This is a genomic window from Rubritalea tangerina, assembly GCF_042683245.1.
Classification (GTDB): Bacteria; Verrucomicrobiota; Verrucomicrobiia; order Verrucomicrobiales; family Akkermansiaceae; genus Rubritalea; species Rubritalea tangerina.
On the sequence record NZ_JBHUJB010000054.1, the window covers coordinates 16562 to 39734 of the forward strand.

General features: G+C 51.1%; 15 protein-coding genes. 7 read left to right on the forward strand and 8 right to left on the reverse strand.

Annotated elements, in window-relative coordinates; all coding sequences use genetic code 11:
* Nucleotide 1: 1 nt before the first annotated feature.
* The 3 genes from ACFSW8_RS13065 to ACFSW8_RS13075 are packed head-to-tail and all read left to right on the forward strand — an operon-like array spanning nucleotide 2 to nucleotide 3812.
* Nucleotides 2–607: a hypothetical protein gene (locus ACFSW8_RS13065; protein ID WP_377091035.1), complete on the forward strand. Its 606-nt coding sequence runs from the start codon at nucleotides 2–4 to the stop codon at nucleotides 605–607.
* 3 nt (nucleotides 608–610) lie between these two features.
* A complete protein-coding gene (locus ACFSW8_RS13070; RefSeq protein ID WP_377091034.1) occupies nucleotides 611–1819 on the forward strand; it encodes a cytochrome c biogenesis ResB family protein in 1209 nt (402 codons plus the stop codon).
* Entirely contained in the window at nucleotides 1806–3812 is a 2007-nt protein-coding gene (locus tag ACFSW8_RS13075) for a cytochrome c biogenesis protein (RefSeq protein WP_377091033.1), read from the forward strand. The genes ACFSW8_RS13070 and ACFSW8_RS13075 overlap by 14 nt, the downstream gene beginning before the upstream one ends.
* Before the next feature lie 4 nt (nucleotides 3813–3816).
* On the opposite strand, the gene ACFSW8_RS13080 is transcribed toward ACFSW8_RS13075, so the two are convergent.
* Genes ACFSW8_RS13080 through ACFSW8_RS13090 form a run of 3 tightly spaced genes read right to left on the reverse strand, consistent with a single transcriptional unit; the run spans nucleotide 3817 to nucleotide 7558 of the window.
* Nucleotides 3817–5187: a DUF2851 family protein gene (locus tag ACFSW8_RS13080; RefSeq protein WP_377091032.1), complete on the reverse strand. Its 1371-nt coding sequence runs from the start codon at nucleotides 5185–5187 to the stop codon at nucleotides 3817–3819.
* Nucleotides 5188–5196: 9 nt separating this feature from the next.
* Nucleotides 5197–6777: a TIGR03790 family protein gene (locus tag ACFSW8_RS13085; protein ID WP_377091031.1), complete on the reverse strand. Its 1581-nt coding sequence runs from the start codon at nucleotides 6775–6777 to the stop codon at nucleotides 5197–5199.
* A gap of 4 nt (nucleotides 6778–6781) precedes the next feature.
* Entirely contained in the window at nucleotides 6782–7558 is a 777-nt protein-coding gene (locus tag ACFSW8_RS13090) for an MBL fold metallo-hydrolase (protein WP_377091030.1), read from the reverse strand.
* A gap of 116 nt (nucleotides 7559–7674) precedes the next feature.
* Here ACFSW8_RS13090 and recN point away from each other — a divergent pair, with 116 nt between their 5' ends.
* The 4 genes from recN to ACFSW8_RS13110 all read left to right on the forward strand — a co-directional run bounded on the left by recN (nucleotide 7675) and on the right by ACFSW8_RS13110 (nucleotide 16607).
* Entirely contained in the window at nucleotides 7675–9315 is a 1641-nt protein-coding gene (gene recN / locus ACFSW8_RS13095) for a DNA repair protein RecN (RefSeq protein WP_377092205.1), read from the forward strand.
* Nucleotides 9316–9413: 98 nt separating this feature from the next.
* Nucleotides 9414–12053, forward strand: coding sequence for an alkaline phosphatase D family protein (locus ACFSW8_RS13100; protein WP_377091028.1), 2640 nt, complete (start codon nucleotides 9414–9416; stop codon nucleotides 12051–12053).
* Between the two features lie 187 nt (nucleotides 12054–12240).
* Nucleotides 12241–15123: a DUF1553 domain-containing protein gene (locus tag ACFSW8_RS13105; RefSeq protein ID WP_377091026.1), complete on the forward strand. Its 2883-nt coding sequence runs from the start codon at nucleotides 12241–12243 to the stop codon at nucleotides 15121–15123.
* Nucleotides 15124–15128: 5 nt separating this feature from the next.
* Complete coding sequence (locus ACFSW8_RS13110) at nucleotides 15129–16607, forward strand: DUF1501 domain-containing protein (protein WP_377091025.1); 1479 nt, start codon at nucleotides 15129–15131, stop codon at nucleotides 16605–16607.
* Between the two features lie 58 nt (nucleotides 16608–16665).
* On the opposite strand, the gene ACFSW8_RS13115 is transcribed toward ACFSW8_RS13110, so the two are convergent.
* The 5 genes from ACFSW8_RS13115 to ACFSW8_RS13135 form a co-directional block, all read right to left on the reverse strand.
* Complete coding sequence (locus ACFSW8_RS13115; protein ID WP_377091024.1) at nucleotides 16666–19167, reverse strand: heavy metal translocating P-type ATPase; 2502 nt, start codon at nucleotides 19165–19167, stop codon at nucleotides 16666–16668.
* Between the two features lie 63 nt (nucleotides 19168–19230).
* Nucleotides 19231–19791 (reverse strand): hypothetical protein, encoded by a 561-nt coding sequence (locus ACFSW8_RS13120; RefSeq protein ID WP_377091023.1) that lies wholly within the window; start codon nucleotides 19789–19791, stop codon nucleotides 19231–19233.
* Nucleotides 19792–19817: 26 nt separating this feature from the next.
* A complete protein-coding gene (gatB, locus tag ACFSW8_RS13125) occupies nucleotides 19818–21281 on the reverse strand; it encodes an Asp-tRNA(Asn)/Glu-tRNA(Gln) amidotransferase subunit GatB (RefSeq protein WP_377091022.1) in 1464 nt (487 codons plus the stop codon).
* Nucleotides 21282–21341: 60 nt separating this feature from the next.
* The gene (locus ACFSW8_RS13130) at nucleotides 21342–22118 is read right to left on the reverse strand and encodes a hypothetical protein (RefSeq protein WP_377178458.1); all 777 of its coding nucleotides are present in this window, start codon (nucleotides 22116–22118) and stop codon (nucleotides 21342–21344) included.
* A 109-nt stretch (nucleotides 22119–22227) separates the two neighbouring features.
* A complete protein-coding gene (locus ACFSW8_RS13135; protein ID WP_377091021.1) occupies nucleotides 22228–23127 on the reverse strand; it encodes a transporter in 900 nt (299 codons plus the stop codon).
* Between the last annotated feature and the right edge of the window lie 46 nt (nucleotides 23128–23173).

Below are 23173 nucleotides of genomic sequence, written 5' to 3' on the forward strand. Positions count from 1 at the left end.
AATGCAGCAGAAATCACGCGCCGCAGGGAGCCGATTACCCTTGCATCTTCCAGCACGCACAGCTATCGCCACAACAGCCATGAACTTACAGAAGTTAGCTCTGGGGCTTGCCCCATTGATTGCTCTCAGCAGTTGCAATGAGAGCACTGAGACCATTTCGGTCACTGAGACACGTAGACTTACCAGCTACGATGAAGAGGGAAACTTGCACGTGGCGATGCCAGCGGACTGGCGTCGGGTTCCGAGCACAGAGTTTCGTGACTACAACTGTAAGTTCAACGAGAATGGGGAGGTGTATATATCGATTGCCTCTGGTGACGTGAAGAGCAATGCGGAGCGTTGGTTAAAGCAATTTGAGGATACGCGCGAGCTAAGGTTGGAAGATTTGGAGAGGCTGGAGGTTTTAGGGAATCAGGGATACCTATTGGAGGCGAAGGGAACGTTTCAAGGGATGCGAGGTGTGAAGACTGAAGATGCAGCCTTGTTGGGATTACTGGTGGAAACGAAGGGTAACTTAATCACGGTAAAGATGGTGGCTAAGGCTGATGAAGTGGCGGAGCAACGCGCTAACTTTATCGAGTTCTGCAAGAGCATAGAATGGAAGTAAGTGATGAGTAAGAAACCAGAGAGTGTACTTGGGAGAGTGTTTGCCTTTATTGGGGGCTTTCATGTGGCGATTGTCAGCATGGTGTTATTGCTGCTATTGACGTGGCTTTCGACACTGGAGCAGACGGGGCCTGGCGGATTGTATTGGACATTAAAGAAGTACTTCAGCTTTGATGCTTATGTGGTGAGACCGACTTTGAATGGTCATGATTTACCGATCATATTACCCGGTGGCTACTGGGTGTGTGCGGTGTTCACACTCAATTTGTTAGTGGGTGGTGTGATGCGTATACGCAAGGGTTGGAAGCATGCGGCGGTATTGGTATCTCACTTTAGTATGCTTGCATTGATGGTGGGAGGGGCGGTTACTTACCACCAATCTAAAGAAGCATATATGCTACTGAGTGTGGGAGAGAAAGGTGACTCAGCATTCAGTTTGACTGAGTTGTCTATCGAGATTGCTGAGATTAAGGATGGTCACAAGCAGGAGCCGGTGGTGCTTAATTCTGAGGTGCTTGATAGCGTGAGGGGGAAACCTCAGCGCCAGCGTACCTTTTTGCTACCGGACGCTTATCCATTTGATGTGATTGTGAGTGAGTATCATATCAACGCGAAACTCTACCCGGTTCAAGGGAAGGTGCCTGAGGATGCGATGATCGTGGATGGCTATTATGCAATGGTTGCGGAGCCGACCGGCTTTGAAGAGAAGAATTTATCGTCCTGTATCTTAACCATTCAGGAAAAAGAGGGTGGGGAGAAACATGACTTGTTACTTTATGAGGGAGTGAGTCACGACATCACGGCAACGGTGGGAGGAAAGATTTATGGGTTTAGGTTACATGGAGAAATTTGGCCGACACCCTTTCAGGTTCGCTTGGATGATTCTCGAGGTGAGAAGCATCCTGGGACGGGATTGGCGATGACCTATGAGAGTGACGTGACGGTGTTGGATGAGGCTGGTAATGACGAGCGCAAGTTCAAGATCGAGATGAACGAGCCACTGCGCTACAAGAAGCTAACATTTTATCAGACCAGCTGGGATGACTCAGGTGAGAAGGTGCAATCAGGATTCACGGTGAAGACGAACCCATCAGACCAATGGCCGAAGTATGCCATTTATACCTGTGGGGTGGCGTTGTTCATCCATTTCATCATTAAACTTTTTGGATTCGTATCCGCAAGCATAGCAAGGAGCAAGAATGAGCAAGAATAAGTTAGGTCGTTGGATTGGTTTTACCTTTGTCCTTATGGTCATTGCTTCATTGCTGTTGTACACAGCAAAGGACTCGATCATCAAAGGAGAACCGAATGTGGTAGATGGCTACACGAAGTGGAGCCCGGAGTTGGTGGAGGAGTTTGGCACATTACCGATTCAGGATGGTGGGCGTGTGAAGCCGATGTCGACATGGGCTGGTTTTGAGTTGTTAGCGCTCAATGGGAAGCGCAAGGTGCGCTTTGAGAGTGATGGTGAGAAGGTGTCGATAGGGCCGACTGAGTGGGCCTTGGACATGCTATTCCGTGACGAGTTCACTCAGAAGATGGAGATTTTTCAGGTGGAGGATGATGCGGTTCTCGACATGATCGAGATGCCTCACGAGAACAAGAAGCGTCGTGACAGGTACAGCATGGAAGAGCTGCAGCAATACTTACACAAGGTTGATGCTTTACGTGCTGAGGTGGGAAAGAAGCCAGCTGATGACCGCGACCCCATTGAAAAGCAATTTATGGGATTGGTTTCCAACATCCAGAGTTATGTTTCCTTAAGTTCTCACCTGACTCCTGTGAAGGAAGCAATGGCTGAGGAAGGGCAACTGAATAACGAGCTGAGAAAGTTTAGTAGTTGGGTGGAGCAATGGCCGAAGTTGAGTCAATATTTGGCGATGCTCTCCCAGCAATCTGGCGCTGAGTCTGAGGGGATCCGCAAAGTGGCGGGGATTATTGCGAAGCGAGTGGGTGACTCGGTATACTCGCAGGTTGCAATGTATCCACCGATTGATCCGAAGCAGAAGAGTTGGACTAAGCGTGGTGACTGGCTTTCGAAATACATGCAGCGAGAGGTGCCGGCAGACGCTGACCAGATTGAGTATTTGAAGGAAATGGAGGCCTTGGCCTTGGCTTACAATGAGGGTGGTGAGTCCGCATTGCTCACAGCGGTGAAGGAGTTTAAGACGAAAGCTGAAAAGCGGATGGAAGCGCGAGGTGAAGGTAAGACCATGAAGGGGGAGCTCGCGTATGAGAAGATGGATTATTTTTACCGCTCTCTCACCCCATTTGTACTGGGCTTTTTGGTCGTGGCATTTGGATGGGTGGCACCAGCTTCGAAATGGGGTCGAGTCTGTAACCGCATTGCCTGGGTTTTGTTAATTGTTGGGACGCTACTCGTGGTAGCGGGGATCACTCACAGAAGTATTCTGATGGGGAGGCCGCCGGTGGGCAACCTCTACGATACGATTCCATTTATTACAGCTGTTGCCATCATTGTTTTGGCATTCATCGAATGGGTGACGAAGCGTGGTGTGTGCTTGGGCTTAGCATTTTTCTTGGCGGCCACTGGGATGTTCTTAGCGATGTGGTATGAGCAGTCTAAAGGGGTTGATCCGATGAATCCGCTGATTGCTGTGTTGCGTTCTAACTTTTGGTTAGCGACACACGTGATTACTATTACTATCGGTTATGCGGGTGGATTGCTAACGGCTGGGTTATCTCACATCTATATTTTCTCAAGGGTCTTTGACATCGATGAGGGAGACAAGAAGTTCAGACGTTTCATGACTCGAATTGTTTATGGTGGGGTATGTTTCACCTTATTCTTCAGCTTGGTTGGAACGATCCTTGGTGGGGTATGGGCGAATGATTCATGGGGGCGTTTCTGGGGATGGGATCCTAAGGAGAATGGTGCCTTGATCATTGTATTATGGACCTTGGTGATCTTGCACGCGCGGATGGCTGGGTACATTAAGGAATGGGGGATGCACATTTGTGCGGTTGTGTTATCGATCTTGGTGACCTTTTCCTGGTGGCATGTGAATTTCTTGAGCATTGGTTTGCACAATTATGGATTCACTGGGGGATCTGGGCTGAAAGCGATTTGGACATTCTATGTTTTAGAGACATTAGTGCTCTGTGTGGCGATCAGTTACGCGATTAACGAGCAACTTTCTCAGAAGAAAAAGAAGCTGAAATCTGCGGAGTCCTCAGCTGGCTAGCAGCTTAGGCTGATTGGTGTGGCTGCGTGAGTTGCTCAGGAAAGGGGCAATCGGCGCAGTCACTGGTGTCTTCTAGGCAGAAGTCATGATAGATTTGGAGGAGGGCTTGGTGTTGCCATGCTTTCTGGAGGAAGTTAGTTTTATCGGCACGATTGCCAAAGAGTCTGGTGCTGGCTCGTTTGACTGCTTCACTGGTAGCTGGAGCGGGGAGTGAAAAGTAGCTTTTTGATGCTGACTGGTCACCTTCGGAGATGCGCCACGGGAGGATATGGTTGACTAACAAGTCTCTAATTCTGTCCTTACCGATGAGGCTAAGTTTTCTGGAACTGAGTTTTGATTGGAGGGTGTAGTGGTGATTCCAGAATGGGTCATCACATTGTTGGAGCCATGATACGAGCTCGTGTGGGTGGGTGCTGAGTTTGCGAAATTTTGGCCAATGTTGGGCGATGTGAGCGAGTGCGGCGAGCCGTCTTTGTGGGTGGTTGACGGGGCGGATACCTGAGAGTTGCCAATGGATGGCACGTTCTGGGGTAAGTTCGAATGTGTCTCTAAGTTTCCACCATTGGTGCCAGAGTTTTTCGAGCCAGATTTTTGATTCCGCTGGTGCTTGTTCGTGGATTTGTGGGTGGAGCCATCCTGCTGTACCGAAGATGAGGGCGAGGGTTTGTTCCGTGTGTTGTTTGAGGTAGTGGATGGGGAGGCGCTGGGCGAGTTGTGCCATGGAGTTTTTGTTAGGTTGGTAGCCCAGTGTTTCGGCGAGGGCTATCCAGAGAGCTTGGTCTTTACCGTGCGCTTCTTTGATGAGCCGAAGGCGTTTCGCTTTGAGATGGCATCGGTGTTGTGCAGCAGTTTTGAGAAGGGTGGATACGGCTTGTGTGGAGAGTGACTCGAGTGGGCGGAAGCAACGGCCTAGGTGGGCTGTTGCGGTTGCGTAGCGGGGGAGCTGGAGCGCATCATGTACGTGGGAGGTGGGGATGACGACCTTAGGGATACTGCGATGGTCTTCGGCACGGGTAAAGGAGGTGTGTGCGGTATCGGCAAAGACGACATGGAGGATGACCTCGTTGAATGATGGGTTGGTGGCGTGGCCGTGGGTTTCCCAATCGCAGGCGTGGGTATCGATTTCGAGCGGGCCTGAGTGGAGGTGGCCATCGATTTCGACTGAGGCATGAAGGAAGTCGGGGCCGGCGCTACGGTTCCAGAATCCGAATTGGCGGATATGGACTGATTGGTTGTCGGTGGTGGTAAATTCACGGCCGAACTGGCCATTGAACCAGAGCGACTGGAGGGTGATTTCGTCAGGGAATGTGAGGGGGGGCGTTTCGCAAAGTCGGTTGCCAAAGGATTGGCGTAGGAGGTGGGAGTAGCTTTGCATGGTGAGGGGTTATTTCTTGGGGTTTTGTGGTTGCTTTCTGGGTTGTGCTGGTGGCGGCGGAGGAGGGTTGATAACGTTTAGCATTGCTTTGATAGGTGTTGAGGATGGGTGGTTCTCACGGCCTATCAGGGTGTCTTCGAGGATTTCGGTAGCGAGTTTTTTATTTTTTTCGCCGCGATAGAGGTTGGCGAGGTGGAGGGCGATGCGGATTTTGTCGCTATTGGTTTTGAATTTTTTTGAAGCGGCAAAGAAGAAGCTAGCGGCCTGTTTTTGGTTGCCGAGGTGGAGTTGCCAGAGGCCGAGGATTTCGTAGTAGCGAGCATCATTTTTAGAGATGGCAGCGGCTGTGAGTTTTTTTTCGATTTGCTCTGGGTTATTTTTCCAGGCACGGAATGCGAGGTTTACTGAGCGGTAGAGTTTATCTTCATCGGCGATGCTGCCGGAGCCATCGAGGTGTTTGAATGGGCGATAGAGGGGGTCCCCAACTGTGAGGTTTTGCCATGAGAGGACTGGGAGGGCCATGGTGGCGGCTTCGATAAAGGTGTGGCCTTCGAGAAGGCGCTGGTGCAGGAGGTCGAAGTGATGGGTCATTTGAAGGTATGGTTCATAGACGTTTCCGACGGTGGCTGCAGCGCCTTTTGCTAGAATTGGCCCGACCCAATGCTTATTTTTATCTCTTAGACGCGCTGCCGAGAATGAGTGCAGGTGGATGGCGACGGCACCACGCTTGAAGCGAAAGTTAGGATCAAGTAGGGGGCCATTTTTACTACCTGTGTACCAGCCGTAGTAGAGGCTGGCATCACGCATAGGGTAATGGGAGAGATAGGTTTGTTTGTTTTTGTCGATGGTCGTGGGTAGGCCTTTGGTCCAGTTGACTTGATCAATTTTGTTAATCCAATCGTCGCCGATTTGATAGCCACCGCCTTTGAGGGCGAGGTCGAGGTAACACATGCCCCACAGTCCCTGTCTTTCGGTGGCAATGGCGTCGTCGATGAGGCGTTTGGAGGTGGCAAAGTCGGGTCCATCGATGCGGCCGACTAAGAAATACGGAGTGAGTTCACGGAGAGAAGTGAAGTTGGTATTTTTTTTAAAGTATTTGTTAGGGAGTGGGCCTTGGAGTGGGGCATTGTGGATACCGAAAATGGTGAGTTCGGAGTCAACTGCAGCTGAGTTTGGTCGTTGGGTGAGGTGCATTTTGTCGCTTTCAGCCTTTGGGATGGCTTTATTGCGGATGCCGAAAGGGATTCCGTACATGCATACGAGGAGGCGTTTTTGGTTGGCTACTGGGAGTTGGTAGCCGTCGCTGCTTTTGGCGATTTGCCACCATTTATTTTGAGTAAAGTGTCGGCGTAATGGTTCTTGGATAGAACTGGAGAATTGTTCACGAGTGATATGGCCTGAATTGGGGGTGTCGAGGCCGACTAAGTTTTCTTGGGGGATGCCTCTTTGTTTGGCGTAGTAGAATGCGAGCTTTGAGGAATCAGGCAGGTTGGTGTTGTATAGGACAACGACTTGGTTAGGGGGGATGCTCGCTGAAGCGTGAAGTACGGATAGAGCAAGGAGGAAGAGGGAGAAGAGAAGCTTAGGCATTTGATTAGGAGAGTGTCAGTGAGTCGTAGGCAAAGTGAATATTATCAGGAAGTTTGGATTCTTCTAACAAATAATGAGTTTCGTGGGAAATATGGGTGAGCCAAGTTTGTTTGGGTTGAATGTTTTGAGCGATTGCGATGGCTTCGGGGATGGAGAGGTGTGTGTTATGAGGAGTGGGGCGGAGGGCGTCTATGATGAAGTGGTCTAGGTTTTGGAGGAGGGCGATAGTGGAGTCGGGGATTGATTTTGCATCTGGGATGTAGGCGATACTGGTATGGTCTGGCAGATCGAATCGGAAGCCGATGGTTTCTACAGAACCGTGTAGGACGGGGAGAGGGATGATACGGGTGTCACCGATGAGGAAGGGGGAGTCTACTGGTTGGGCGGCGGGTTTGATGTAGCCTTTGTAGGTATTTTCTGGAGCGAAGGCCCAGGCATACATTCGGGCTAGTTCATCGAGGCAGGATTGAGATGAGTACATGGGGAGGGGGGCGTCTCTTCTCCAACAGAATGCGCGTAGTTCGTCGAAGCCGGCGATGTGATCGAGGTGGCAGTGGGTGTAGAGGACAGCGTCGACCTTTCTGAGGTTGTAGCGCAATGCTTGCTGGCGCAGGTCTGGGCCTGAGTCTACCAGAATGGAATGGGTCGGGGTTTGGAGGTGGATGGACGAGCGCATCCTTTGATCTTTGGGGTCATCTGAGAGGCAGGTTGGGCAGTCGCAACCGATGACTGGGATGCCCACAGAGGTGGAGGTGCCGAGGAATGTCAGAGTGGTTTTCAAGATGGCATGAGCATAGAGAGTGTGGGGGTAAAATGAAAAGAGTGATTTCTAGAAGTTGAGCAGTTGCCATGGAGGCCTGTGGCTGCATAATCCCGTGCAGCAAAGATATCACCTATATGCTCACACATTTATCTATAAAGAATTTGGCGCTCGTAGATCAACTGACTTGGGAACTGGGCAAAGGCTTGATTGGGGTGACGGGTGAGACCGGAGCTGGTAAGTCAGTGATCGTGGGGGCCTTAAAGTTGGTGCTGGGTGAGCGTGCTACGAAAGGGATGATACGAACTGGAGAGAGTGCCTGTACAGTGGAGGCAGTCTTTGAGTTAGAGAATGTTGAGCTGGTTAACCGTTTGTTAGGTGAAGCTGGTATTGAGGGCTGTGATGGCGATCAATTATTGGTAAGGCGTGTGATGGGACAGAGTTCGAACAAGCAATGGGTGAATAACACGCCAGCAACTCTGACTGTTCTGAAGCAGCTAGGTGAGCATTTGGTAGATTTACATGGCCCACACGATCACCAATCGTTGCTATCGGTTGAGCGTCAGCTTTCGATGCTGGATGCGTATGCTGGAGCACAGAAGGAATATTTTAAGTACCGTGAGGTGTATCAAGAATGGAGAGGTAAGCTTGATGAGTTGGAGAGTCTTCAAAAAAGTGAGCAAGCAAACGAGCAAGAGATTGATTTATTGAGGTTTCAGGTCAATGAGATAGCGTCTGCGGATCTTCGACCAGAGGAGGAAGGTGAGATTGAGGAACGCTATAAGCGTGCGTCGAATAGCACGCGACTGGTGGAGAGCTCGAGCCAGATTGCTGGTATTTTAAGCCACGAGGTGAATGAGCGCTTGGGCGAAGTTCAAAGGCTTGCACGTGAGCTTGAGCGGATTGATCCTGCGGCTGTGGAGCTGTTAGGTGGTTTAGATTCGGCGCTTGTAGAGCTTCAGGAGTTGGAGCGAGGCATGGCTGACTACAGTGCTGGTATGGATATCGATCCCGCAGAAGCGAGTGCCTTAGAGGAGCGCATAAATACCTTTGAGACTTTGAAGCGGAAGTACGGTCCGAGTTTAGAGGATGTGGTAGCGCACCATGAGCGGGCTAGCGAAAGGTTAGATTCGATTGAGAACCGAGGGGGAAAGATCGAAGCGTTGAGAGAAGAAGTGGGGGCATTGGCTGAGAGGCTTGAGGAAGTTGGAGGAAAGCTCGGGGCGAAGCGCAAGAAATGTGCTCCGCAATTGGCTAAGGTGATTGGTCATCACATCAAAGAGCTGGGGTTCAAGCAGGCATCGTTTGAAGTGGCGGTTGTGTCGCATGGTGAGTCACGTGCAAGTGGTTTAGAAGGGGTAGATTTTCAATTTGGGCCGAATCCTGGTGAGCCATTGAAGCCACTCCGTCAGGTAGCGTCCAGTGGTGAGATCTCGCGAGTGATGTTGGCGGTGAAGAGCGCTTTAGCGAATCAGGATGCGACACCATTGATGGTATTTGATGAGATTGACGCGAATGTGGGAGGTGAGATTGCTCGGGCGGTGGGTGAAAAGATGGCGGCTTTGGGGCAAAAGCATCAGGTGATCTCAATCACGCATTTCCCTCAGGTGGCAGCAGTTGCAGCGGAACACTTTGTGGTAGAAAAGGATGTGATCGATGGGAGAACGCGATCGATGTTAAGAAAGGTGGAGGGTGAGGAGAGGATAGGCGAGTTAGTTCGCATGTTAGGAGGTGGGGATGGTGAGCAGGCTCGGGCGATGGCGGTGAGCTTGCTCTGAGCTTCAGGGGCAGAGGAGACTCAGGAATTGGCAAAAACACAGAAAATCTTGTAAGGATGTGTGATTTGTTTGCATATAGCAGATGAATTATTCCTAATATGAGATACTTATCCTTGATTACCTTGGCGGCGTTACAGGCGACGGCAATGGCTCAGAACACATTCCCCAGTCTTCAGGTTCATCACTCACAAAAGCTTGAAGTGAAAGATGGCAGTGAGTTAGCGAAGCTTATCAGCGAAGATGCACTGAGTGATGCACAGCTGGATGCGCAGCGTACTGATGGTCGTTGGCTAGGCCCTAACTGGTGGGCAAATCGATTGCACGACTGGAGCGTGAATGAAGGGGCAGTTACCTGTGAGCCTAACAGACCATTTTTAGGATGGAGGGTGGCCCATGACATGACTCGGGTATTGGGGGATGATTTCGAGGTGGTTGTGGATCTTGGGATGAAGGCTTCTGGTACTGGTGAGTTATCTGATGAATGTGTGGCTGGTTTTTTAGTGGGGGCGGGGCATTCACAAGAGAACCGTCTTTCGAAGATGATGGTGTTTGATTTTAAGGCACCCAAGAAGGGTGGGTGGCCTGCGACTGAAGGTGCAGGAATTGCGATTGGGGTGAACGGTTCGGGGGTGTTGCGTATTATTGATTTGGATTCGGGTAAGGAACTTGGGTCTGGCAAAATTTCTGGGGGAGGGAAGCAGGTGAAGTTGAAGTTGCGAGGGAAGCGCAAGGGGGATGATGTGACACTGAGTGCGACTGCGGAGTCTGGGAATGGTCAGTCTGAGGTGAGTGCGACTGTACCAGCCAGCAGGCTAGTGGGCGGAGTGGGTTTACTTTCCCACCCTGGAAAGAAGGAAGGTAAGACAGCATCACTGGTGACTCGCTTTAGTGGCTATAGAGTCACTGGCGATGTGAAGCGAGATCGCAGCCTAGCTCTGCCACCGGTGGCTTGTACGCATTACACCGTGGACAAGGGAGTATTGAAGCTTTCGGCTCAATGCATGCCACAGCATGAGGATACAGAAGCGGTGCTTTCCTTTTATAAAGGGGGCAAGTGGGTGGAAGAGGCACGTGTGAAAGTGCACCCGATCGACCAGTTAGCATTTTTTAGGGTAGAGAAATGGGACCAGACGCAAGAGGTTCCGTTCCGTGTTCGCATTGCATTAGATGGTGTGGATGAGCCAGCGAGTTCCACGGGGTTGATCACAGCAGAGCCCGCTGAAGGTAAGGTGCGTTTGGCTGCTTTAGGGTGTGTGAAACATGCCAATGGACGCAGTAATAACTTCAAGGAGAATGTGTACTTCCCGCACCATGAGCTGCAGGAAAAGGTGATCGAGAGTAAGCCAGATATGGTTTTCTTTTACGGTGATCAGATGTACGAGCACGAGCCAAGTTTTGTCGACAGAAAGAACTATTTTGAGGACTACTTGTATAAGTGGCTATACCACTGTGTGGCATTCAGAGAGGTGATTCGCAATGTGCCGAGTGTGACTGTGCCGGATGACCACGACGTTTACCAAGGAAACTTTTGGGCACAGGGGGGACGTGCAGCACCCAAAGGCAATTGGAACCTCGGTGGCTTCATGCATCCGGGTGAGTTTGTGGCACAGGTACACCGTACGCAGACTTCGCATTTGCCTGACCCGGTGCAGCCGGATGCTTTGGAGCAGGATATCCCAGCGTATTTCTGTGATTGGAACTGGGGGGGGATGAGCTTTGCGATTGTTGGTGACCGACTATTCAAGAGTGGACCTGCAGGTAAAGGGCTCCCAGAAAGTAAGACTAGACGGCCGGATCACTACAATAATCCTGACTTCGACACTAAGTTGCTAGATTTGCCAGGTCTAGACCTGTTAGGCGAACCTCAGGAGGCATTTTTAGCGAAGTGGGCGACTGATTGGGGTGAAGGAGCGCAGATGAAAGCAGTATTGAGTCAATCACCGTTTGGGAATTTGGCGACGCATCATGCTGGGCAATATTTGATTGCAGATTTGGATTCGAACGGGTGGCCGCAGAGTGGTCGGAATCGTGCGTTGGAGACAATGCGGAGTGCGCGGGCAGTGCATGTAGCGGGTGACCAACATTTAGCAACGATGGTTCAGCATGGGATTCAGGAGCACAATGATGCTGTCTTTGGGTTTACAGCACCGTCGGTTGCTAACGCTTATGCACGGGCCTATCACCCGACACATAAGAGTAATTATTACAAGACGACTCCACCGACTAAGGATCAATATCTTGGCGAGAGGCTGGATGGTTTCCAAAACAAGGTGACGTTCCATGCGGTGGCCAATCCGGATACACGTGAGGATGGACTATTACATACGGAAAGTCAGGCTGGCTTACATTATCAGGTTCCGGGGTTTGGGTTGGTTGATTTTGACACAGTGGCGCGGACAACGACCTTCCATTGTATTCCACGCAGCTATGAGGTGGCCTCACGTTTTGAAGGGGGGCAGTATCCAGGGTGGCCAGTGACCGTGAAGCAAGAGCAGAATGACGGTCGAAAGCCGACTGGAGCATTGCTGAAGATCGAGGTTGCTGAGGGGGCAGACTTGCCAGTGGTAACGGTCCATGGGGCAGACAAGAAGCTCCAATGGTCGCAGAGAATAGGGAAGCGTAGCTATACCGTATCGGCATACGGAGAAGGTGAGCATCAGGTATTGGTGAATGGCAAGAGCTACACTGCGGTACCACAGGAGGCATCAGCAGAGTTGAAGGTAATCAAGGTTCAATAGAGGTTTTAGGCTAAACGGCTCATGAAAGTAGAAGCACTGGGGTGTCGAGAGTGGCGCCTCAGTGCTTTTTTGTGTCGTGAACTCACAAGAAAGCTGTCGTAAATTCGCGCAATAACAAGTGTGAGGTGGGGGTAAAGTGAGTGAGCAATCAAACAGACTATTGACTAAAGTACTTCCATATTTTCGCATGATTTCGGTAGCCGCTGTGGGAGCTGCCTTGGTTTACGTTTCGGCACGCGCAGAGGAAAAGCTGAGTTTTGCCAATGACATCCGGCCGATATTGAACCGCAACTGTACTGGTTGTCATGGTGGGGTGAAGATGGCTGGTGATGTTTCTTTTATTTACCGAGATTTGGCGCTCGGGAAGGGCAAGTCAGGGAAGTCGATCATTGTGCCGGGCAAGCCTGAGGCATCGGAGTTGATTCGCCGGGTTGAGACGCGAGATCCAGATGATGTGATGCCACCGGCTGAGCATGGTAAACCGCTGAGTGAAGAAGAGGTGGCTTTGTTGAAGCGTTGGATTCGCGAGGGGGCTGAATGGGAGCAGCATTGGGCTTTTGTGGCACCCCAGAAGCCTAGTCCACCAGCTTTGTCTGGGGATTGGGGAAAGACTGAGATTGATGCCTATGTTTATAAAGCGATGCGAGAGAAGGGTTTGGAGCCGAATGGTGAGGCTAATGCGAGCGTTTTGTTGCGTCGTTTGAAATTTGATTTATTGGGGCTTCCACCGAGTGTGGCCGAGCTAGATGCCTTCGAGAAGGCGTATGAGAGGGATGCTGAGTCAGCATGGAAGAAGGTTGTGGAGGAATATTTAGCGGATCCTGGGTATGGTGAGCGTTGGGCATCGGTTTGGATGGATTTGGCACGTTACGCTGACAGCGAAGGGCTGGGGGTGGACCGGAAGCGGGACGTGTGGCCGTACCGTGATTGGTTGATCAAGGCGTACAATGAGGACATGCGATTTGACACGTTCACGGTGAAGCAATTGGCTGGCGATTTGGTTGAGAATCCCAGCTTTGATGACCGCGTGGCGACGGTCTTCCACCGTCTGACGCAAGCGAACGAGGAAGGTGGCACTGACGATGAAGAATTTCGTGTGGCCGCGGTGATGGATAGGGTGAATACGACGTGGGAGGTATGGCAGGGCCAGACATTTGGTTGTACCCAGTGTCATTCCCATCCCTATGACCCTTTTGAACATGAGGAATACTTCAAGTTCTCAGCATTCTTCAACAACAGTCAGGATGCTGATCTGAGCAACCACGCCCCTGTGTTGCGTGTGCCTCAGGATCAGAAGCACTATGCCGCAGCTGAAAAGAGTCATGCGGCATTGCTAGAGAAGGAAGCGCGTTATTATGGAAGAGGGAGAGAGCTCGCGGCGCAGACTTCTTGGGAACCAGTCAAAGTCCAGGGGGTGAAGGTCAATAAGGGGAAGGCTGAAGTGCAGCGAGTCGAGAAAGTGAGTGAAGTACGAACCGTAGGGACTGTGGCATCTCGGACACACTTCACCATTGAGTTGGATGGTATTGATTCATTAACAGCATTGAAACTAGAGATCTTACCTGAAGATGGAGAGGCTGCGGCATCTACTCCAAACTGGGGAGCAGTATTGAGCTACATTGAGCTTCGAGTCAAAGGGGGGAAGCGCGATGAGGAAGTTGAGTTCGTGCGCCCGGTGGGAGACCATCAGGAGATTGGCTATAGGGTGGAGGAAAGTTTGAATAAGAAGTCGAGTGGTGGATGGGGGCCCTACACGAAGATTTTTCACCCACGTTGGGCAGTCTTTCCATTGGCAAGAGAGCTCTCAGATTTGAAGGGGGAGACGTTGGAGTTACGTTTGGAATTTAACCAACGCTATCTGGCTTCCTTTCCGCTCGTGGCGAAGCGCATCAGGGTCTACGCGGCCAAGGATGATCAATGGAGTGGCTGGGCGAAAAGTGAGGAGGTGCGAGCTAACAAGGATCAGCTAGAGGCTGCATCTAAGGCGTATCTAAAGTTTCGAGGCCCTTCGATACCCGTGATGCTTGAGCGGGATCCGAGTATTGCGAGGAAGAACCATGTGTTTGACCGCGGCAATTGGCTAGAGAAGGGGAAAGTGATAGAAAAGGCGGGCACGCCTCATGCATTTCCCAAGTTACAGACGAGTGCTACTGAGCCCAACAGGTTAGATATGGCTCGATGGTTAGTTTCAGATGAGAATCCTTTGTCCTCGCGGGTGGTAGTGAACCGTTTTTGGCATCAGCTCTTTGGGCGTGGGATTGTCGAGACATTGGAAGATCTAGGATCCTCTGGTGAGAAGCCAAGTCATCCGGAGTTGTTAGACTACTTGGCATGGCGTTTCCAACACGATCACGAGTGGTCGCAGAAGGCGATGTTACGAGAGATTGTCATGAGCAAGGTGTATCGGCAGTCTGCGGTGACGAGCGCGGAGAAGCGAGAGAAAGACCCCCGTAATGTTTACATGAGTTATGGGTCGCGCAGACGCCTGAGGGCTGAGGCTGTGCGGGATTCGAGTTTGCATGTAGCTGGGTTGCTCCACGAGCAACTATATGGTGCTCCGGTGTATCCGCCGCTTCCAGCTGGGGTGTGGAAGCCGTTTCACGCTGCAGACAAGTGGCGCACAGCGCCGGTGGGAGATTCTCAGCGTTACCGGCGTGCTCTTTACACCTACTGGAAGCGTTCGATTCCCTACCCGGCCTTGATGTCCTTTGACACCCCGTCGCGGGAGGTTTGCTCGAAGCGTCGTCTTGTGAGTAATACTCCGATAGCGGCACTGACGAGCATGAATGACGAAGCATTTGCTGAGTGTGCGAAGGGTTTAGCGCGCAGGATGAAGTATGAGACGGATGGGGATGTGCGTGAAAAGATTTCCTTTGGGTATCGGGTGGCGACCTCGCGTGAGCCCAGTGATGGGGACCTTGCTGATTTAGTGGCAGCGTATAGGGACATGGAGGCCCATTACCGCAGTAAGCCGGCCTTGATGAAGGGGATGGCGGGAACGCCGGATGGGGCAGCATTCACGGTGATGGCATCTCTCCTACTTAATTTAGACGCAGCCCTAACGAAGTAAGAACAATGAATTTATTCCAAAAACTACAACATGATCAATTAGAGCTCACGACACGCAGGCATTTTATGCGTGATTGTGCTACAGGATTAGGTTCGATGTGGTTAGCGCTTCAGGGGCACAAAGCGATGGGGGCACCATTGGCGATTGAGCACGATCCTAAGGCCCCCTTGGCACCGATAGCTCCGAGTTTTGACGCGAAGGTCAAGAATGTGATCTACATTCACATGATTGGTGCACCAAGCCAATTTGAGCTATTCGTCAACAAGCCTGAGTTGGTTAAATTTAATGGGAAGGATTGTCCGAGTTCTTATTTAGAGGGTCAGAGGTTTGCCTTTATTCAGGGGACTCCCAAGATTTTGGGTCCGGTGTACGATTTTAAGCAATACGGCCAATCGGGAACGTTTATCTCTGATAGGATGCCGCATTTGGCTCAGCATGTGGATGATCTGTGTTTTATTCACTCGATGCAAACTGACCAGTTCAATCATGGGCCTGCGCAGTTGAAGATACTCACCGGCAATCAGAATTTAGGGCACCCATCGATTGGTTCTTGGGTGACCTACGGGTTGGGATCGAGCAACGACAACTTACCAGGATATATGGTGTTGCTATCTGGTGGGCGATTACCGCGGGTGGGTAAATCCTTATGGGGTTCCGGGTACTTGCCATCGGTCTATCAGGGGGTTCAATGTCGATCGACTGGTGATCCGATTCTTAATGTGAAAAATCCGGCAGGTGTTGATAGGGTGATACGCAGAAGAGCGTTAGATGCTCTGAATAAAGTTAATCAGGCGAATTTCCATGAAGTGGGAGACCCTGAGACCCTCGCTAGAATTGCCCAGTACGAGATGGCGTATCGGATGCAGTCGTCTGTGCCAGAAGTGATGGATATCAATGATGAGCCGAAGGAAATTCATGAGCTTTATGGAACGGAGCCAGGCAAGGAGTCTTTTGCGAACAATTGCCTGTTAGCGCGCAAATTAGTGGAGAATGGTGTACGCTTTGTACAGTTATTTGACTGGGGCTGGGACTCGCATGGTGCGAGCAAGTCGGAAGCTCTCAACCACGGGTTTAAGAACAAGTGTCAACAGACAGATAAGCCCGTAGCGGCATTGTTAAGTGACCTGAAGCAGCGTGGCATGTTAGAAGATACGCTCGTGGTCTGGGGTGGTGAGTTTGGAAGAACACCGATGCAAGAGAACCGCGGGGGGGATGCTGGAGCATTTGCGGGGCGTGACCACAACCCGAATGCTTTTACGATGTGGTTGGCAGGTGCTGGGGTAAAAAAAGGGATTAGCTATGGGGAGACTGATGAGCTCGGTTACCGTGTGGTGAAAGATCCAGTTCACACCTACGATTTACACGCCACTATTTTACACCTGTTAGGTTATGATCATCACAAGTTGTCGGTTCCATTCCAGGGGTTAGACCAGAAACTCACAGGAGTTCACAAAGCGCATGTGATCAAGGGGATATTGGCATGAGGTGAGCTATTATTGGGCGTGTAGGCACATTGCTATCGCAACTGAATTTTATTTTGAGTCATTTCATTTGGCCTTTAGAGATGTATTTTTTGAGTCTGAGCGAATTTGAAATGACTGAGACTGAGCTGAAGCTCATGGCTGCGGCGGCGATCATGGGGGAGAGGAGGATGCCGAAGTGTGGGTAGAGGATGCCTGCAGCGATTGGGACACCGAGGGCGTTGTAGATAAAAGCGAAGAAGAGGTTTTGTTTAATATTTTTGATGACGGCTTTACTGAGGGTGAGTGCTTTAGTGAGGCCATTGAGTTGTCCGTCAACGAGAGTGATTTCTGAGCTTTCCATTGCGATATCGGATCCGGTACCCATTGCGATACCGATATCTGCTTGTGAGAGGGCGGGGGAGTCATTGATGCCGTCACCGATCATGGCGACGCAATGGCCTTGTGATTGGAGTTCTTTGACCTTTTGGATTTTATCTTCTGGGAGGCACTCTGCTTCAAACTGAGCGATGCCGAGTTCTTTGGCGACGGAGGCTGCAGTGCGAGGGTTATCTCCGGTAAGCATGATGACATTGACTCCATCGTTATGGAGGGAGTTGATGGCGTTTTTTGCAGAATTTTTGATGGCGTCAGCGATGGCAATGATGGCTAGGACTACTCCTGATTTACAGATGAAGGACACGGTCATTCCTTTTTGTTGGAGGGTGTGGCATTCGTCTTGGTAGGCGAGGGGGATATCTAACTGCTCGAGCAGTTTTTGATTCCCCATGGCGAGGGTGTCGGTGGTGGTTTCACCGACGACGCCTTTACCGGAGACATTTGAGAACTGGGTGAGTTCTATGAGTGGAGTATGGGAGGTGAGTGCGTATTGGGTGATCGCTTTTGAGAGTGGATGCTCAGAGTGTTGGGCTAGTGAGGCGGCGACACTGAGAGCTTCGGGGGATTCAGGGCTGATGGAATGGACGGATGGTTTACCTTCTGTGAGTGTTCCTGTTTTATCGGTGATGAGAGTATCGATGTGATGGAGTCGCTCGAGTGACTCGGCATCTTTGATAAGGACGCCAGATTGGGCTCCTTTACCGATCCCGACCATGACGGCCATAGGGGTAGCGAGGCCCAGAGCACAGGGGCAGGAGATGATGAGGACAGAGACGGCATTGATGAGGGCGTATGCGAGAGCTGGGGTGGGGCCCCAGAGAGCCCAGATGATGAAGGTGAGGAGTGAGATCAGGAGGACAGTGGGCACAAAGTATTGGGCGAGGCTATCAGCGAGTTTTTGAATGGGTGCACGGGAGCGGCTTGCAGCATTGACCATCTGAATGATGTGCGAAAGGCGGGTTTCAGAACCGACTTTTTCAGCGATCATGACGAATGAGTGGTTGCCATTGATAGAGCCTGAGTGGACTTGGTCGTCTGGATGTTTGGCAACGGGGAGGGATTCACCGGTGAGCATGGATTCATCGATGTGGGTGGAGCCTGAGATGATATGGCCATCTACGGGGATTTTTTCTCCTGGTTTGACACGCAGGTGGTCGCCTTTGGTGACTTGGCTGAGGGCGATGGTGATGTCCTCACCGTCTTCGATACGGGTGGTAGTACTGGGAGCTAATCCCAAGAGGGCCTTCATGGCACCTGAAGTTTTACTGTGAGCTCGGGCTTCTAGCAGTTGGCCTAAGAGAACGAGTGTGAGAATGACACCTGTGGCTTCAAAGTAGAGGTGCACACTGCCATTATGGGTGCGGAACTCGGCAGGAAGGGAGTCGGCGAAGAGCAAGGCGAAGATGCTAAATAGGAAGGCGATACCGGTTCCTAGCCCGACGAGTGTGAACATGTTGAGTTTGAGGGTGACGATGGATGTCCAAGCGCGTTGGAAAAAGACTCTACAAATCCAGACAATTGGTAGGCAGAGTGCGCATTGGATCCAATTCCATGTTTGTTGTGGTAGGAGGTGGACAATTGGGTTGTGAGGGATCATTTCCCCCATAGAGACAATAAAGAGAGGGATGGCAAAGACACTGGCGATGCGCATTTTTTTGCGCAGTTCTAGGTAGTTTTTTTCTTCGGCTGATAGGTCTGCTTCTTTTGGTACGAGGTCCATACCACAGATCGGGCAAGCACCTGGGGTGTCTTGCTCGATTTCTGGGTGTGAGGGACAGGTGAAGTGGGTTTTGGGCATGTCCGTGGCGAGAGGAACGAGGTCCATACCGCAGACTGGGCAGTCACCGGGTGCGGGGTAGATTTTCTCACCTTCGCAGTGCATCGGGCAATAGTAGCCATCAGTTGGTGTCGAGCTGGGTTTCGCTTGCCGGGGTGGTGGTGAGGGAGAGCTCTGAGGGGCGAGATGGTGTTGAGGAAGTTGGATCTGGTAGTCGAGTCCAGCCGTTAAGAGTGCTTGTTTAAGCTCATCTAGCGGGATGTGCTTGTGCATTTTGATGGTGACCTGTTTGGCGGCGAGGTCGACATCGGCAGAGCTTAAGGAATCTAACTGTTCGAGAGCTGCTTCCGCTTTAGCTTTACAGTTTTTGCAGCTAAGGCCAGTGATTGAGTAGGTATGTTCCATCATCGTGCTGATGGAGATACTATGCTTTTAGCAGGAGTGCGACAAGCGCGGGGAGTAAGTCAGCCGTTACTTTTCAGCAGGGCTAAGAATGAGGGGGCTGATGGGGGCTTGTGCGAGTGAGTTGAAATCACTCGCACTTCGGGAGCCTTCTTTAGCTTCGCGCAGTTCGATAACCCAGCGGTAGTCATCTTGATTACGGTAGGCTAGGAAGTCTGCTTCAGATTCGAGGCCTTTGGTGCAGACGACCTCGATTGTATGGGAGTCATTACTAAATTTACCATCTTTGACACGCAATGTGTTAGAGTCACCAACGACTTTGGATGGCTTAGGAGTATCACCAACGTTAGATCTAAAAAAGGTTCGGAGAGCTCCGGTGGACGACTGAGGAGAAATGGTAATTTTAGCGGCGGGGTAGACTTTACCGTTGCGCTTGATCCAATAGGATTCGATGGAATCGACATGGATGTGTTTCCCTTCGGCCGGAACGGAGCTGAGGTAGGCGGCGCTAGTTACGAAGCCAGTGTGTTTTTGGGCATACTGGGTGAACCAAAGGGCTAGCCCTAGTAGAAACAACATGGCAAGGATGATGCCAACTATATCTAGTTTAGAGTATGAGGATTTTGCCATGTTGTTGTTAGGTAGATCTAGAGGGGTTAGATCTCAAGCTTTGCTTTGACGTAGTCTGAGACCATTTTGGGGTTTGCTTTCCCTTTTGAGGCTTTCATCACTTGGCCTGTGAACCAGTTTGCGGCTTTGGCGTTACCACCTTTGATTTCGGCGACTTTTTCAGGGTTGGCATCGATGAGTCCATCGATGATAGATTCGACCTCTGAATTATCTGCTGGTTCGAAACCGAGTGCTTTAGCAACTTCAGCGGGTTGTTTCTCAGGAGCATCCCAGAGGACTGCGAAGACCTCCTTGGCTTGGTTGTTAGAGATTGTTCCAGCTTCGATCAATTCGACGAGGGCGTTGAGTGACTCTGGTTTGAGAGGGTTTTGGTCGATGGTGAGGAAGGTTTCGTTGAGTTTACCGAGGACGGTATTGATGATCCAGTTGGCAATTTTTTTACCGAATTTGGACCCTTGAGCAGCAGCTTCAAAATAGTCGGCGAGTGTGAGGTCGCTGGTGAGCACACCAGCATCGTATGGGGAGACGCCGTAGTCAGCGACGAAGCGGTCACGTTTATCATGTGGAAGCTCAGGGACGTGAGCTTTCATTTTCTCGACGAGATCGGAGGTGTTTACGGGCAGGAGGTCTGGCTCTGGGAAGTAGCGATAGTCATGGGAGTCTTCTTTGATACGCATGACTGAGGTTTGGCCTGTGTTGGGGTCCCAGCGCAGGGTGGCTTGTTGTTGATCGATACCCATATCGAGTTCTTCGATTTGGCGGTCGATTTCGTAGTAGATTGCTGAGCGAACTGCGGAGATGGAGTTAAGGTTTTTGATTTCGAGTTTGGTCCCGAGTTTATCGGTGCCTTTTTTGCGCACGGAGATGTTTACATCGCAGCGCATTTGACCTTTTTCCATATCGGCGTCTGAGATTTTGCCGTATTGGAGGATTTGTTGGAGGGACTTGAGGTAGGCGTATGCTTCTTCAGCGCAATCGATATCTGGTTCGGTAACGATCTCCATGAGGGGGGTGCCGGCGCGGTTATAGTCGATGGTGGAGGAGTTGGAGAGGTGGGTGGACTTAGCGACATCCTCTTCGAGGTGGATGCGGTTCATTTGCACGACTTTGCCAGGGTTGGGGATATTTTTCTGAACATCCTTGTGGTAGGCGAGGTCGTAGAGGGGGACACCACCACCACCGCAGAGAGGGAGGTCGAACTGGGTAAGTTGGTAGTTTTTAGGCATGTCCGGGTAGAAATAGTTTTTACGGTCCCACTTGGAAACTTCCGGGGTGGTGCAGTTCAGCAACATGCCTGCGAGAATCGTTTGTTCGATTGCGTGTTTATTGAGGACAGGGAGGGCGCCGGGGAGGCCGAGGCAGACTGGGCAAACATTGGTGTTAGGTTCGTGGCCATATCCAGCGCGGCAGGAACAGAACATTTTACTCTCGGAGTTGATTTGACAATGAACTTCGAGGCCGATGGTTGCGATGTAGTCTTCTCTTGGCATGAGATTGAATGGTAAAAATTGGGCGGAGGTGAATATGACCTGTGCTTTGTTGGTGATGGTCTAGCGGAGCTTGAGCGCTTGTTCAATATCGATCTGAGCGATTGCGTGATTCATTTGTGGGTCCGCGAGCAGGGCGATGAAATCTGGATGGTTGAGGATGCTGGCGGTATCGCCATTTTTGATACGTTCGATGATTTCGGGAGATTCGAGGAAGTTTTTGAGTTGTGGGTTTTCGAGGGTGGGAGCGATATCTGGGTGCTGGGTGAGGGCTGCAATTTTTTCAGGGGCGGCGGCTTGCATGATAGCGAGCTTGGCAAGGTTGTCAGAGCCTGAGTCACGCGCGTTGAAGAACTGTGCGAATTGTTTGGTTAGGGGAGCGTTGAGGAGGTCATGTTTGAGTTTTGCCAGTTCAGGAAAATCCTGTGGGGTGGATTGGCTGGCCATGGAGACCCAGTAGTCGATTTCAGCGCGTGTGCCTTTATCGACGAGTTTGTACATGGCGAGGAGGCAGATGGCAAAGCCCATGGCGAAGCCAGTGGTGATGCCGAGTAGGTTTGAGCGCTTTTTAGAATCATCTTCTTTAGCGAAGGGGTCACAGAAGAAGTCTGTAATGGCCTTAAGGGTAAGGAAGGTGATGATGGCGCATGCTAGGGCGCAGACCCATTGGCTATAGTCTGGTAGGTCGGGCCATTTTTTGATGACGACAGGGAAGAGGAATTGGCTGCCGATCCAGCCGGCGGTGAGGGTTCCGACGAAACAGAGAAAGCCGTAGAAGAGTCTGAGTGCCCCTTTGGCGAAACCCAGGGTGGCACATGCAATGATCACAATGATTGCCATGCCAGAGACTCCTATTTCCCCAAAATTCATTAAGAAACATGAAATAGCATGCTCACTACTGCGTCGATGTAAAAGAATGGCGTGACGGGAGAAAAGTGGGGGAGAGGATTCACCAGATCCAGGAGAAGCCGAGGGCGAGGGTGTCGCTATCGAAGCTTTTATCCGTTTGGGTCCGAGTCCCAATGTAGGCGATTTTGGCACCGAAATTACGGGTGAACGCATAGCCGCCGGCGAGGGAGAAGGCGAGGTTTTCGGCGGAGTCATTTTTATTGATGCCGTTGACTTCGTTTTCGGCACCGATGCCGTAGCCTATGCTAGCGCTGGACCAAAATCCGGGTTGGAAGGTGTAGATGAGGTGGGACTGGAAGGCCCAGAGGGGGTCTTGTTGGCGGTGGGTGCCTTGCCAGAATTCGTTGTTATCTGAGAAGGCCCACATGGAAGCAGAGGTTTCGAAGGTCCATTTATCGCGTTGGTGGACGATGCCGATTTGTGGGCGGATGGTGAAGCGGTTACTGCCGATATTGATGAGTTGGTTTTCTGAATAATCTCCAGTGGGGAGTTGGAGAATGAGGGCTGCACCTATGAGGGTTTCGGAGTTCTGGACGGACTTTCTGTATTGCGCAAACTCTTTGCCTTTGAGCGGTGGGGCTCCGTAGAGGATAGATGAGATTCGCAGTAGAGTGTCTGTAGGGCCACTGCGGTAGGCGCTGGCTTGTTCACCGCGTAGTAGGCCACGGTAGATGCCGTCTTGGTATCCTTGGCCGAGTTCGAAGCGTGAAGAGGTGCCGAGGAATTCGAAGGTTCTGATGTAGCGGAGTGCGAGAGTTTGGAGTTCGAGCTCGAGGTTTTCGACTTGGAGTACTGGGTCGAGAAAGATGTCAGCTTGGGTGTAGGCGTAGCCAAGGCCCATAAGGTTTTTATCCGTTGGGAGATGGCTCCAACGGCGAGGAGTGAGTTCTTGGGCGCAAAGGGGGAGGGTGAAGAGTAGGATGGCAATCAGAATGCGCATGGATGAGCTTGGTTGATTGTTTTCGCTCAGAACTCTAATACCCCTT